The following is a 13016-nucleotide window of genomic DNA, read 5'->3' on the forward strand; positions in this document are numbered from 1 at the left end:
TTTTGTCTGGCGGCCATAGCGATGCGGTCCCACCTGATCCCATTCCGAACTCAGAAGTGAAACGCATTAGCGGCGATGGTAGTTTGGGGTTTCCCCATGCGAGAGTAGCACACTGCCAGACTCTTATTTAGAGAAAGGGCTATCCGTAAGGGTAGCCCTTTTTTGTTTTGTGGTGTGTTTAAGGTATTTATACGCTGTTGATGTGTATGGATAGCCCTTACTCTAAGCGCAAATGCGCATTGCTACACAGCAGTCAACCGTCACGAAGTGGATTCCCGGACAGTCGCAGAGCTCCTGTCGTTCAGGCGGTTACGCTGCTTCGCAGCTAAAAGCAAATCGCCTTCACTCCCATGCGAGAGTACACAAAAAAATGTTCTAGACATTTTTCTGCACTTCCACCATCCTTGTTGGTCGCACGGGGTGCCCCGCACACTACTGGATGGCAAGCCTCGCAGACTCCTATTTAAAAACAGTGCCTCACAGTGAAGGTTTTCATAAAGGGTAGCCCTTATTTGCTGTCAATTTTTGATAAGTTAAGGCTGGTTTGGACACTTATTTATAATAATGGCAATTTGATTGGTGAGGTTTAGGTGGCAACTTTATGCTGGTTTATCTATTTTAGTTTTATTATTGAAATAGAAATAAAAAAGGCGCTATATCTAGCGCCTTAACAATTGTTCAATTTATTTTAGTGAGTGTGGCCACAGCCTTCCTCTGTATGGGGATGCCCATGAGCTATTTCTTCTTCAGTGGCTTCTCTTACGTCTAAAACCTCAACGTCAAAAGTTAACGTTAATCCAGATAGGGGGTGATTACCATCAACAATGACATCGTCATCAGTTATGTCTATGATCATCACTGATTGTTCGCCATCATCTGTAGTCGCTCTAAATGTCATGCCTGGTTCTACATCCATTCCTTCAAACATTGATTTAGGCACCGCTTGAACTAACTCGTCGTGACGTTCACCATAAGCTAGTTGTGGCTCTACATCTAATACAAATTTACTGCCTTTTGATTTTCCTTCTAACTCATTTTCTAAACCTTCAATAAGAAAATGACTGCCTTGAAGAAATATCATTGGTTCGTTGTCTCTTGAAGAGTCAATCTGAGTGCCATCTGATGAAGAAACAACGAAGTGCATTGTGACGACAGTATTATTACTTATGAGCATAGTATTCCTGTGAATGTGAGCTTTATTAGCGTGAGCTATTGTATTTCGTACGGTAATATTTGAGTGATAAATTTTATATCAGGTTTAGATTTTAGCCTAAAAATGGATGAAATATCAGTATCTATTGGTAATACAGCCAATATAGCTGTTTGATTCTTTATTGCTGCACTTCTCAATATCTTTCCTCCTGGGCGCCAATTGTCTCCTACTTGGTATTCTAAACTGTCACCAGTAAGGTCTTCTAAATTGGTATCTGACGAAAGGATAAATGTTGCGCGCTTATTACGTCCTAAGTACTTTGTTCTAGCAACAACTTCTTGACCCATATAGCAACCTTTCTCAAAATTAATGGCATTTAGAGCTTGTAGATTAAGCATTTGCGGGACGTATTCGTTACTGGTGTTTTCTCGAACTTCAGCCAATCCAGACATGATATCGTCAAACTCCCAGCTTTGTTTTTCATTTTCTAGCTGTGGTGCTTGCGTGCCTTTTTGTTGTAATACTAAATAGCGTTGAGAGGGAGTCTCAATCGATACAACTATGCCGGCGTCACTGCTTAATATGGATTGGTGTCCTTTGGGAAGCTGCCCAAAGTTTTTGATTATATGGTCTTCAAATTTAGGACCTTTACCGCCAAATACTTGCCAATTTTCGCTAGTATTTTCAATTTCTACTTTGGCAAATACACCGTATTTTTTTAGCTCAGTTAATGAGGTTGTCAACACACTGGAATGAGTAAGTAGTAACAAAGATTCTTTCCATGGTAAAACAGTTGATACGCTCCAAACCTTACCTTTGAAGTCGCAGTGGCATGAAAGGAGGGATGTGCTTTCTGACAAGCTTTCTATGTCAGCTGTTACTTGTCCTTGAAGATATGTTATGCGGTCTTGCCCCTTTAACTCAATAATTCCTTTTTCATTTAATTCACATGTATAACTTGTATTTGTAATTTCAGATGGATTAACAGACATTAGTATTTCTCTACGATGATCTCTTTAACCTTTATATGGGGGAGTAGATTGAATTACCAAGGAAATATCTAAAAAGAAAACTAGTTTACTGCTACTATTAACAGATCTTTTGAGTCAGTATCTATGACTGAGTAAGTTTATAAGGTTTGTGAGGTTTTATATGTTTGATAAACAACGATATGGTCGTCTAAAGTGGGCTTGTAGAAGAGGGATGTTAGAGCTAGATGTACTTTTTATGCCTTTTGCTGAGTCTGGTTTTTTAGAGCTCTCTTCTGAAAAGCAAGAAGTATTCGAGCGTTTATTAACATTCGATGATCCTGATTTATATGCTTGGTTCATGGGCCATCAACCCTGTAAGGATGCCGAGATTAATAGCATGATCGAACATATCTTGAATCGTGTCAAAGTATAGGGTTGACTTAAAACCCTCTAAATATAGGGTGTTTCTGTTACTGGCTCTTTATTTAGGATTTATTGTCTCTATATTTACATGGCAGCCTAATGTCATAAGGGGACAGCTTGTATTACAAAGCTTGTGCGGTTTGGCGATATTTATCCTTGGGGCCAAATCACTATCTCAGATTGAAAAAAATAGTCATGCTGTGGTTTTCTTTTCAGAAAGAGGAGAGTGGTTAGAAACTAAATTGGGTGATCAAGTCAGCTGGCAGCTTACTGCTAAGTCTAGAATTACTGGTTTAGCTCTATTCATACATATGGTTTCTCCGCTTAATTCTTCTGAGTCAAAATGGAGGCTTGTATTTAAAGATCAGGCTGAAACACGAGATTTCAGAAGGCTTTGTCGTGCTATTATTTTTCAGCAGCAAAACTCTCAAAATAACGTCTAATTCTAGATGGAACAAAAGCAAATAGAGGTTTTGAAAACTATTCCAAGTCCTCCGTCTTTATTAGTAAAAGTTGCTTTTAGTTTTCTTTCAAGAAAGAGAATAAGCGAATTAATCGACGGCCTACCCTCGTTTGAATATCAAGTAAGTGATGTGCTTGTAAATAATGAAGATTGTCTAAAATTTAATTCAGTAACCAAATGGGTCGATAGCAAAGAGTATATTCATCCCTGTTTTATTCACACATTAGCTTTCCCGTTACATATTTCACTAATGTCGTTACCTAATTTTCCATTTCCACTATTAGGTTTAGTACATCTAGAAAATAGAATTACTCAATTTAGGCCTGTAAGGGTAAATGAAAAACTAGATTTAAAATGTAAGTTTGGAGATTTAAAGGAACACCCTAAAGGCTGGGTATTCTCGATCAAAGTGCTGGTATACAGTCGTTGTAAATTGGTTTGGGAAAGTACTAGTGTGTATTTGTTCAAAAACAAAAAAACCTCCAACAAAGAAGATGATAAAGGCTTTTCTCAAGCTCATCTTGGCAAGCTTAATTGGGGTTGTATTGAGTTAAATTCAAATTTGGGGAGACTTTACGCTAAGTGTTCTGGTGATTTTAATCCCATACACCTAGCTAAATGGCTGGCAAAAGGATTTGGTTTTCATAAACATATTGCACATGGGATGTGGACAAAGTCTTGGTGCCTATCGATGATAAATTCTGCGGACCCTAAAGCTTTAAGTCAGGCTTTCTCAGTGAAAGTAGAATTTAAAAAGCCTATCTATTTGCCAAATAGAGTTGATCTATTTTTACTTAATACAGATAGTAAGCAAAGCGTAGGAACTTCTTTCAATGTAGAAAGTGTTGGCTCAAAAGTACACCTGATAGGCAAGATACAATCATTGCATACACAGTAAATTTATAGGCGTTTATTCTGTAATATGGTTGGCTGAGGGTTTTCAAGCTGGTTCGGGTAATCTAAGTTAAAGTGTAAACCTCGGCTCTCCTTTCTTTCTTGAGCGCATTTTACGATTAACTCAGCCACAGTTAATAGGTTTCTGAGCTCAAGTAGATTATTACTAACCTTAAAATTTGAATAGTATTCGTTAACTTCTTGCTTTAGTAATTTTATACGGTGTTTGGCTCTTTCTAATCTTTTAGTCGTACGGACTATACCGACGTAATCCCACATAAATAATCTTAACTCATGCCAGTTATGTTGAATCACCACCTCTTCGTCTGAGTTACTGACTTTACTTTCATCCCAAGGACTGATTTTTTCAGTCAATGGATCTTTGTTTAGTGTTGAGCTGATTAATTTAGCGGCAGAATGAGCGAATACAATACACTCTAACAAAGAGTTGCTTGCCATTCGGTTGGCTCCATGTAGGCCTGTATAGGCAACTTCACCAATAGCAAATAGATTGTTAAGGTCAGTTTTAGCATTCTTATCGGTTAATACTCCACCGCAGCTGTAGTGGGCTGCCGGTACCACAGGGATAGGCTCTCTTGTTATATCTATGCCTAAAGATCTACATTTTCTATATATGTTTGGAAAATGTTTAACGATAAAGTCACTTGGCTTATGGCTAATATCAAGATACATACAATCAGCACCTAGACGCTTCATCTCAAAATCGATTGCTCTTGCTACTATATCCCTTGGCGCTAGATCACCTCTATCATCAAATTTATGCATGAAAGGTTCGCCATTTGGATGACATAGCTTCGCCCCTTCACCTCGCAAGGCTTCTGTAATGAGAAAATTTCTCGCTTCTGGGTGATAAAGACAGGTAGGATGAAATTGATTGAATTCCATGTTTGCTACTCTGCAACCAGCTCGCCATGCCATTGCTATTCCATCTCCACTAGCAACATCAGGGTTTGACGTGTACTGATAGACTTTACTCGCTCCACCTGTCGCTAATGTAACAAACTTACTACGAATAACTTCTACACTTTCTGTTTTTCTATTCCAAACATAAGCACCTAGTAAATGCTTTTCTACTTTTTTACTCTTAATTAAATCTATTGCATTGTAACGCTGGAATAGGTGAATATTTGGATGCTGTTTAACAGCTTCAATTAGCGTAGTTTGAACCGCTTCACCAGTTGCATCCGCTGCGTGTAAAATGCGTCTGTGGCTATGGCCGCCTTCTCTTGTTAAATGAAAACGAGTTTCCCCGTTTGTGCTTTTTTCTTGATCAAAGGGCATTCCAAATTTTATTAACCATTCCATGCACAGCTTTGCTTGCGAAGCTGTATATTCGACAGTTTCCTTATCACATAGTCCAGCTCCTGCTAATAATGTGTCATTAACATGGGATTCTATAGAATCGCTTTCGTCGAAAACTGCAGCTATGCCTCCTTGAGCGTATTTAGTAGAGCCTTCTGCAATATCACTTTTACTCAAAACTATGACTTGGCATGTTTCGGCTAGTTTTAAAGCATGGCTAAGGCCGGCCGCACCGCTGCCAATTATAAGTACGTCACATTGATGTTCGATGGTAGAATGCATAAGGTAGCTTGTTTTGTCGATCGTAATTCATATATAAGGCTGGCAATACTAATTTACAGGCTGTAAATTACAACGTTTTTTCGTATTCGTGTTGGCTTTAGTTGACTTGGATTTAGCTCCGAGTGTTTAATTTTTTATCTTTATAATAAAAAAGTGATTGTTTAGAGAACTTTTTAATTTATCTGCAGTCAATATTAGTGCTTGCATGAGCCGTGGTATATTTTCGTGAGGAGTAAGGGCTCGAATGAGCGAGCAAATAATAGATCAACAAATTGTTGAAAGAGTACAAAGAGGCGATAAAAATGCTTATGGCTTGTTGGTTAATAAATACCAACATAAAGTTGCATATTTAGTGTCTAGGTACGTAAAGAATTCTGGTGACGTCGCTGATGTAACACAGGAAGCCTTCATTAAGGCCTATAGAGCCCTACCAAATTTTAGAGGGGACAGTGCATTTTATACTTGGCTATATCGAATAGCAGTTAATAGTGCTAAAAACTATTTGGTCTCTCAAGGAAGAAAGCCTCCTGCAAATGATGTAGATGCAGAAGAAGCTGACTTTTATGATGGGAGCGATGCACTAAAGGAGAATAATTCTCCTGAAAAAAGTTTGATGTCGGATCAAATGTCTAAATTATTATTTGAAGCAATGGACAGGTTACCTGAAGATTTACGCATGGCTATAAGTTTACGTGAATTAGAGGGGCTCAGTTATGAGGATATTGCTAACGTAATGGATTGCCCTGTTGGTACCGTAAGATCAAGAATTTTTAGAGCTAGGGAAGCGTTAGATAAAGTAATTCAGCCATTACTAACTAATGGTTAAATTAGATAAATTATTTTTAAAAAATTAGCAGGAACTGTATTGTATGTCGCAAAAGTTTGAAGATTTATCAGTGTTAGTCGATGGAGAAGTAGAAGCGACTTCTTCATCAGATAATCATTTGATTGACGATGTGAAAAATGACACAGAGTTAATGCAAAAGTGGAATAACTACCACTTAATCCGCGACGGATTGCGAAAAGAACTGCCAGTTGAATTAAATTTTGATATCGCAGCTAACGTTGCGCAAGCTTTAGAATCTGAGCCTGCAATTATTGCTCCGAAAAAAGGCTGGGGTAATGTACCAATTATTGGGCGTGTTATTCCTTTTGCTAAGCAAGGTGGACAAATGGCTGTTGCTGCTTCAGTGGCCGTTGCGATGATCCTTGGGGTGCAGCAATTAAATCAAGCTGACACAGATACACCTTTTAATGCAGCGCCGCCTATTTTAGGTGTGCAGGGTGGTCTATCTCCGGTGAGCTATGATCAGACTCGAGCATTGCCACAGACAAACGAAGTAGAGCAAAGAAGAAAAGTTAATGCATACATTGTTGATCATAATCAGCAAATGCGTTTTAGAACATCTGAGCAGGTATCCAATAATACAGCTTCTAGGTCGCAACAAGATTCAACTGCTGAGGAACAGGTTAAAACTGTTGAAAACATTCCTGAATAATCTAATTAGTGGAGCCTTTAGTGCTCTACTTTTTTCATTAACTGCTTTTAGTGGTAACGCCCAAGAAGCGGTAAATGAAGAAAAAGAAGTTCCCACTCATACAGCTAGTCAGCCCTCGGAAACCGCTGAAAGTTGGCTAGCTAAAATGTCACATGCAATGAAATCTTTAAACTATAGTATTTCGCTTGTGTTGTTAAAGCCTGGACTCGATGCTCAGCCCTACCTATGGCTTCATGGTGTTGAGGAAAGCGGTGTTGAAGTAGAGCAACTTAACTTATTAAATGGTCCGGGCCGAGAGGTTGTACGGATAGGAAATAAAGTAAGTTACTTTGAGCCTAATGTTCCGCCTTATAGTTTGTCATCCACTATAATTAACGGTCCTTTCCCAAATGATTTTTTACGTAATCCTGAAAAACTAAAAGATGCTTATGACTTTTTTATGATTGGGCGCAGCAGAATTGCTGGACGTGCAGCTCAACAAATTAGGGTGTTGAGTAAAGATAGAACTCGCTACGGCTTAAACCTTTGGTTAGACCAAAATACTGGCTTATTACTAAAACTAAATATGTTTAGTTTAGATTCTCAGTTGTTGGAGCAAATTCAAGTTACAGGCTTAAATGTTACCACCTCGCCCGACGAATTTTTCTCTAAGATTGAAGATAGTATGTTGCCTGAAATTGTAACTTACCAATCTAAGAAACTAAGAGATTCAGCTTGGGAAATTAACTATTTACCCGTTGGAATGAAGGTTGTTAAACGAGACTTACATCGTTTATCTGGAACCGGTAAAACAGTCGAATATATAATGTTGAGTGATGGTTTAGTTGACGTTTCTATTTATTTACAAGATTTTGGTAATGGTCAGCCAATTCAAAATTTAGTGGGTACGGTGCAATCAGATACGTTATTAACTATTCAGCATGGCCAACTTAATATAACCGTCATTGGGAAAATTCCTGCTGAAACTGCTAATCGAATTGCTAATTCTATTAAACGTGTAAATTAAATGATTGAAGAAATTGGTACTGTCAATGATATAAAAAGGCACGACAGCAAACAATTTGTTTGGGTAGAAACTCAGGTTAAGTCAACTTGTAGTAGTTGTGGATCTCAAAGTAATTGTGGGACAGGAAGCATTGCTAAGGCTTTCTCAAGAAAAAAAGAACTGCTGCAATTTGAGTTTAATGAGTCTGTCGCTATAGGGCAAAAAGTTAAGTTAGGTATCACTGAGCAGAGCGTACTCAAAGCCTCATTTATTGTCTATGTCATACCAATGTTTGCGATGATATCGTCGGCTGTTTTAGCTCAATATTTACTTCCAATTTTGGGAGAAGATGCAGAGATTTTGACTATTTTATTTACGTTCTTTTGTACGTTTATTAGCTTCGTTTCGGTAAAAAAATACCTAAAACGAAATGATGATGAAAAATTCCACCCTCATATAATTTCTGTCTTGCCACTAGATCAAGAAAGAATTGATGTGAAACAAGTTCAATAACACAAGTTTTCCTTACATTAAATTCACTTTCTACCATAAAAGCTATAAACAATGTTCTTGTTATGTCGCAAAGTGAGGGATAAAACTGTAAAATCGCCCTCTATTTAATCATTTGCTCCTATCAGCCGTTTTGAAAATGAATCTTGACTGTTAGGGATGCTCAGAGACATGGTAAATTCTAAAACTTTATGCAGCACAAGCACATACGTAACTTTTCTATTATCGCCCATATTGACCATGGTAAATCCACACTTTCAGATCGCTTAATTCAGCACTGTGGTGGGCTTACAGAAAGAGAAATGGCAGCCCAAGTACTTGATTCAATGGATATTGAGCGGGAGCGGGGGATCACCATTAAAGCACAGAGTGTAACTTTGAATTACACGGCTAAAGATGGTGAAACCTATCAACTAAACTTTATAGATACACCAGGGCACGTTGATTTTACATATGAAGTATCGCGCTCTCTTGCTGCCTGTGAAGGGGCATTATTAGTTGTTGATGCCGGTCAAGGTGTTGAAGCTCAAACATTGGCTAATTGTTATACTGCTATCGACTTGGATATGGAAGTCGTTCCAATTCTAAATAAAATTGACTTACCTCAAGCAGAGCCTGACCGTGTTGCTGAAGAGATTGAAGATATTGTTGGTATCGACGCTCTTGATGCTGTGCGATGTTCGGCTAAAACAGGTATTGGTATTGAAGACGTATTGGAGGTCATTGTTCGCCAAGTTCCTCCTCCAGAGGGAGAAGTTGATGCCCCTCTTAAAGCGCTTATTGTTGATTCTTGGTTTGATAATTATCAAGGTGTGGTATCTCTTGTTCGCATAATGCAGGGAGAGTTACGTAAGAACGATAAGATAAAAATTATGTCGACCGGTGGAGTACATCAGGCAGACAAAGTTGGTATTTTTACTCCTAAAGCAACTGATACTGGAGTTTTAAAAGCCGGTGAGGTTGGGTTTATTGTTGCAGGTATCAAAGAGATTCATGGTGCACCAGTAGGGGATACCATTACACTTTCACGGGAGCCAGCAGCAGAAGCTTTACCTGGTTTTAAGAAAGTAAAACCCCAAGTATACGCAGGGCTGTTTCCTATTAGCTCAGATGATTATGAAGATTTTCGAGATGCACTTGCTAAATTAAGTTTAAATGATGCGTCTTTATTTTTTGAACCTGAAAGCTCCTCAGCACTAGGGTTTGGTTTTCGAATTGGCTTCTTAGGCATGTTGCATATGGAAATCATACAAGAGCGTTTAGAGCGTGAGTATGATTTAGATTTGATTACCACTGCACCAACCGTGGTTTATGAAGTTGTGACCACAAGTAATGAAACTGTGTATGTAGACAACCCTTCAAAATTACCTCCTGTAAATGATATCGAAGAAATTCGAGAGCCAATTGTTGAAGCACATATTTTAGTCCCTCAAGAGTTTTTAGGTAATGTAATAACTTTGTGTGTTGAGAAGCGTGGTATGCAAACCAATATGACTTACCATGGAAAACAAGTTGCCGTTACCTATGACTTGCCCATGGCTGAAGTGGTAATGGACTTTTTCGATCGGTTGAAATCAACCAGTCGTGGCTTTGCTTCTTTAGATTATAACTTCAAACGTTTCCAACCAGCACAAATGTCTCGTTTAGATATATTGATAAATGCAGAGCGGGTTGATGCGTTAGCTATGATTACACATAAGGATAACGCTGTTACCCGTGGAAGAGAACTAGTTGAAAAACTGAAAGAACTCATCCCTAGACAGATGTTTGATATAGCAATTCAAGCGGCAATTGGTAATCAGATTGTAGCCAGAAGTACAATCAAACAGTTGCGTAAAAACGTAACCGCTAAGTGTTATGGTGGCGATATTAGTCGTAAGAAGAAGCTGTTACAGAAACAAAAAGAAGGTAAAAAACGCATGAAGTCAGTTGGTAATGTTGAGCTACCGCAAGAAGCATTTTTAGCATTGTTAAAGGTAGGAAAGTAAATGGCTAATTATTTTTCAATTTTTCTGGTGGTGTTGACAGTCGCGTCTGGGTTAATTTGGCTTATTGATAGCCTAATGTTTGCTCCTAAACGTCGTGAGCGTCAAGCTATTGCGAGTAATACTAGCTCAGATGTTATGTCTAAAGATCAAGATGTTGAATTACCTTGGTTAGTGGATACTGCTCAACAAATTTTTCCTGTTATCGCTTTTGTGATGATTTTACGTTCATTTTTGTACGAACCATTTCAAATTCCATCAGGCTCTATGATGCCTACTTTATTAGTAGGGGATTTTATTTTGGTAGAAAAGTTTTCTTACGGCTTGAAAGATCCAGTAGCTCGCAAAAAGTTTGTTGATCTTGGTGAGCCTGAGCGAGGAGATGTGGTAGTTTTCAAATTTCCCCCCAATCCTAGTTTAGACTATATAAAGCGTGTAGTTGGGTTACCGGGAGATACAGTAATATACCGTAACAAGCAGTTACAGATTAAGCCAGCCTGCGATAGCGCTGAGAATTGCCCACCAATGGAAACTGTTGAGCTGACATTTGAGACAAGAGGTGATGCATATCAACAACTTACACCTCTTGAAAAATATACAGAGCAACTCGGTGATGTGACTCATCAAATTTATAGAAAACCTGGACGTTCCAATTATACGAGTCGTTACTTTAAGCAGCCAGGAACACAAAATGACGAGTGGATCGTGCCCGAAGGTCATTACTTCGTGTTAGGTGATAACCGTGATAACAGTGAAGATGGCCGTTTTTGGGGCTTTGTACCTGAAGAAAACTTAGTAGGAAAAGCTGTAGCCATTTGGATTAGCTTTGAATTTGATAGAGTGCCTAGCAGCTGGGTTCCGAGCTGGATCCCTACAGGTGTTAGATTTGAACGTGTGGGTAGTATTATATAAATGTCTTCAGTTGATCCTTACTTACCTTTATATAAACGTTTAAATTATACCTTTGCTGAGCCTGCCAATTTAACACTAGCGTTGACGCACAGAAGTGCCAATAAAATTCATAATGAGCGTTTAGAATTTTTAGGTGATGCTATTCTCGGAATGGTTATTGGTAAAGCTCTTTATTTGCGTTTTCCAACTCAACCAGAAGGCAAGTTAACTCGCATGCGTTCTAGTTTAGTTAAAGGGGATACCCTAGCAGAAGTAGCAAGAGAGTTTGAACTTGGCGACCTTTTATTATTAGGTCCAGGTGAGCTTAAAAGTGGTGGTTTTCGTAGAGATTCAATATTAGCTGATGCTGTGGAAGCCATTATTGGTGCTATATATTTAGAAGCTGGAATGGATAAATGTGAAGCACTAGTACTAGAGTGGTTTGCTCATCGCATCAATGCGCTTGACCCTGATGCGGTATCGAAAGATGACAAAACCCGTCTTCAGGAGTATTTACAAGGTAATAAACTACCATTACCCCTTTATGAAGTAACGGATGTGAAGGGGAAGTCTCATGACCAAACCTTTTATGTTGAATGTAAGGTAGAAGGTCTGCAACAGAGTGTTTTAGGAAGAGGCAACAGTCGCAGGCGAGCAGAACAACAAGCGGCTAAAAAGGTCTTAGAGAAACTTACACATGGTTGATGAAATAAACGATTTAAATCCAGTGGAAAAAACACACTGCGGCATGATAGCGATTGTTGGAAGACCTAATGTAGGAAAGTCGACCTTATTAAATAAACTCTTAGGGCAAAAAGTGAGTATTACTTCACGTAAGCCACAAACTACTCGCCATAGAATTATGGGGATAGATACAGAAGAAAATCGTCAAGCTATTTATGTTGATACTCCTGGACTACATATTGAAGAAAAGCGAGCTATCAACCGTTTTATGAATCGTGCAGCTTCAAGCTCTATTGCTGATGTTGGATTGGTACTTTTCTTGGTTGAAGGGACTAAGTGGACTGACGATGATCAAATGGTGTTAACTAAGGTACAACAGGCAAATGTTCCTTGTTGGTTAATCGTAAATAAGTCAGATAATGTAAAAGATAAAGCTTTGATGATGCCTCATTTGCAATGGTTGAATGAGCAACACGAATTTAAACACATTATGCCAATATCAGCTAAAACAGGTAAGAATGTAAATGAGCTAAGGGATTTGGTTTTTGGAACTTTGCCTGAAAGCGAATTCTATTATCCAGACGATTATATTACTGACCGCTCAAGCCGTTTCATGGCTGCTGAAATTGTCAGAGAAAAATTAATGCGATTTACAGGTGATGAGTTACCTTATTCTATCACGGTTGAAATTGAACAATTTATGCTAGCCGATAATGGTGTTTATAGAATAAATGGTTTGATTTTAGTGGAAAGAGACACACAGAAAAGCATGGTTATTGGAAAAGGTGGTCAACGTTTAAAAACCATTGGTGCAGAAGCTCGTAAAGATATGGAAGCTTTGTTTGATACTAAGGTTTACCTAGAGCTATGGGTAAAAGTGAAGTCTGGTTGGGCTGATGATGAAAGAGCACTGCGGAGCTTAGGTTATGGAATGGATAACTAGAAGGGCATTT

The 13016-nt window shown here is 38.5% G+C and carries 14 protein-coding genes and 1 rRNA gene; 12 read left to right on the forward strand and 3 right to left on the reverse strand.

All coding sequences use genetic code 11. The annotated features are described in order from the left end of the window. Positions 1 to 5 precede the first annotated feature (5 nt). Positions 6 to 121: ribosomal RNA gene (rrf, locus tag ACMUMK_RS18450) — 5S ribosomal RNA — on the forward strand. 567 nt (positions 122 to 688) lie between these two features. On the opposite strand, the gene ACMUMK_RS18455 is transcribed toward rrf, so the two are convergent. Together ACMUMK_RS18455 and ygfZ are read right to left on the reverse strand one after the other, a co-directional pair. Then, on the reverse strand, positions 689 to 1174 hold the full coding sequence (locus ACMUMK_RS18455; protein WP_414702629.1) for an FKBP-type peptidyl-prolyl cis-trans isomerase: 486 nt from the start codon (positions 1172 to 1174) through the stop codon (positions 689 to 691). 35 nt (positions 1175 to 1209) lie between these two features. Beyond that, the gene (gene ygfZ, locus ACMUMK_RS18460) at positions 1210 to 2145 is read right to left on the reverse strand and encodes a tRNA-modifying protein YgfZ (RefSeq protein ID WP_414702630.1); all 936 of its coding nucleotides are present in this window, start codon (positions 2143 to 2145) and stop codon (positions 1210 to 1212) included. Positions 2146 to 2305: 160 nt separating this feature from the next. On the opposite strand from ygfZ, the gene ACMUMK_RS18465 reads away from it, so the two are divergent. The 3 genes from ACMUMK_RS18465 to ACMUMK_RS18475 are packed head-to-tail and all read left to right on the forward strand — an operon-like array spanning position 2306 to position 3908. Then, a complete protein-coding gene (locus ACMUMK_RS18465; RefSeq protein WP_414702631.1) occupies positions 2306 to 2557 on the forward strand; it encodes a succinate dehydrogenase assembly factor 2 in 252 nt (83 codons plus the stop codon). Positions 2558 to 2585: 28 nt separating this feature from the next. Next, complete coding sequence (locus ACMUMK_RS18470) at positions 2586 to 2990, forward strand: protein YgfX (RefSeq protein WP_414702682.1); 405 nt, start codon at positions 2586 to 2588, stop codon at positions 2988 to 2990. Positions 2991 to 2996: 6 nt separating this feature from the next. Then, the gene (locus tag ACMUMK_RS18475; protein ID WP_414702632.1) at positions 2997 to 3908 is read left to right on the forward strand and encodes a MaoC family dehydratase; all 912 of its coding nucleotides are present in this window, start codon (positions 2997 to 2999) and stop codon (positions 3906 to 3908) included. A gap of 2 nt (positions 3909 to 3910) precedes the next feature. Here the strand turns inward: ACMUMK_RS18475 and nadB are convergent, their stop codons facing one another. Beyond that, a complete protein-coding gene (gene nadB / locus ACMUMK_RS18480) occupies positions 3911 to 5509 on the reverse strand; it encodes an L-aspartate oxidase (protein ID WP_414702633.1) in 1599 nt (532 codons plus the stop codon). 244 nt (positions 5510 to 5753) lie between these two features. Here nadB and rpoE point away from each other — a divergent pair, with 244 nt between their 5' ends. The 8 genes from rpoE to era all read left to right on the forward strand — a co-directional run bounded on the left by rpoE (position 5754) and on the right by era (position 13006). Then, on the forward strand, positions 5754 to 6335 hold the full coding sequence (rpoE, locus tag ACMUMK_RS18485; protein ID WP_414702634.1) for an RNA polymerase sigma factor RpoE: 582 nt from the start codon (positions 5754 to 5756) through the stop codon (positions 6333 to 6335). 43 nt (positions 6336 to 6378) lie between these two features. After that, positions 6379 to 7008, forward strand: a complete 630-nt coding sequence (locus tag ACMUMK_RS18490; RefSeq protein ID WP_414702635.1) for a sigma-E factor negative regulatory protein — start codon at positions 6379 to 6381, stop codon at positions 7006 to 7008. After that, complete coding sequence (locus tag ACMUMK_RS18495) at positions 6989 to 8014, forward strand: MucB/RseB C-terminal domain-containing protein (protein WP_414702636.1); 1026 nt, start codon at positions 6989 to 6991, stop codon at positions 8012 to 8014. Before ACMUMK_RS18490 ends, ACMUMK_RS18495 begins: the two co-directional genes overlap by 20 nt. Then, on the forward strand, positions 8015 to 8506 hold the full coding sequence (locus tag ACMUMK_RS18500) for a SoxR reducing system RseC family protein (RefSeq protein WP_414702637.1): 492 nt from the start codon (positions 8015 to 8017) through the stop codon (positions 8504 to 8506). It abuts the gene before it with no gap. Between the two features lie 188 nt (positions 8507 to 8694). Then, a complete protein-coding gene (gene lepA, locus ACMUMK_RS18505; protein WP_414702638.1) occupies positions 8695 to 10491 on the forward strand; it encodes a translation elongation factor 4 in 1797 nt (598 codons plus the stop codon). After that, positions 10492 to 11400 carry a signal peptidase I gene (gene lepB, locus ACMUMK_RS18510; protein ID WP_414702639.1) on the forward strand — a complete coding sequence of 303 codons (909 nt, stop codon included), beginning with the start codon at positions 10492 to 10494 and terminating at the stop codon, positions 11398 to 11400. It begins immediately after the preceding gene. Next, on the forward strand, positions 11401 to 12084 hold the full coding sequence (gene rnc / locus ACMUMK_RS18515; protein ID WP_414702640.1) for a ribonuclease III: 684 nt from the start codon (positions 11401 to 11403) through the stop codon (positions 12082 to 12084). Beyond that, on the forward strand, positions 12077 to 13006 hold the full coding sequence (gene era / locus ACMUMK_RS18520; RefSeq protein WP_414702641.1) for a GTPase Era: 930 nt from the start codon (positions 12077 to 12079) through the stop codon (positions 13004 to 13006). Before rnc ends, era begins: the two co-directional genes overlap by 8 nt. The last annotated feature ends 10 nt before the right edge of the window (positions 13007 to 13016 follow it).

Origin of the sequence: Paraglaciecola sp. 2405UD69-4, assembly GCF_047525415.1 — a bacterium.
Classification (GTDB): Bacteria; Pseudomonadota; Gammaproteobacteria; order Enterobacterales; family Alteromonadaceae; genus Paraglaciecola.

Bases quoted from the DNA above. Each gene is read 5' to 3' on its own strand.
- ACMUMK_RS18465 (WP_414702631.1), top strand. From the start codon at position 2,306: ATGTTTGATAAACAACGATATGGTCGTCTAAAGTGGGCTTGTAGAAGA.
- lepA (WP_414702638.1), top strand. From the start codon at position 8,695: ATGCAGCACAAGCACATACGTAACTTTTCTATTATCGCCCATATTGAC.
- ACMUMK_RS18455 (WP_414702629.1), bottom strand. From the start codon at position 1,174: ATGCTCATAAGTAATAATACTGTCGTCACAATGCACTTCGTTGTTTCT.
- era (WP_414702641.1), top strand. From the start codon at position 12,077: ATGGTTGATGAAATAAACGATTTAAATCCAGTGGAAAAAACACACTGC.
- lepB (WP_414702639.1), top strand. From the start codon at position 10,492: ATGGCTAATTATTTTTCAATTTTTCTGGTGGTGTTGACAGTCGCGTCT.
- ACMUMK_RS18490 (WP_414702635.1), top strand. From the start codon at position 6,379: ATGTCGCAAAAGTTTGAAGATTTATCAGTGTTAGTCGATGGAGAAGTA.
- ACMUMK_RS18500 (WP_414702637.1), top strand. From the start codon at position 8,015: ATGATTGAAGAAATTGGTACTGTCAATGATATAAAAAGGCACGACAGC.
- nadB (WP_414702633.1), bottom strand. From the start codon at position 5,509: ATGCATTCTACCATCGAACATCAATGTGACGTACTTATAATTGGCAGC.
- rpoE (WP_414702634.1), top strand. From the start codon at position 5,754: ATGAGCGAGCAAATAATAGATCAACAAATTGTTGAAAGAGTACAAAGA.
- rnc (WP_414702640.1), top strand. From the start codon at position 11,401: ATGTCTTCAGTTGATCCTTACTTACCTTTATATAAACGTTTAAATTAT.
- ygfZ (WP_414702630.1), bottom strand. From the start codon at position 2,145: ATGTCTGTTAATCCATCTGAAATTACAAATACAAGTTATACATGTGAA.
- ACMUMK_RS18475 (WP_414702632.1), top strand. From the start codon at position 2,997: ATGGAACAAAAGCAAATAGAGGTTTTGAAAACTATTCCAAGTCCTCCG.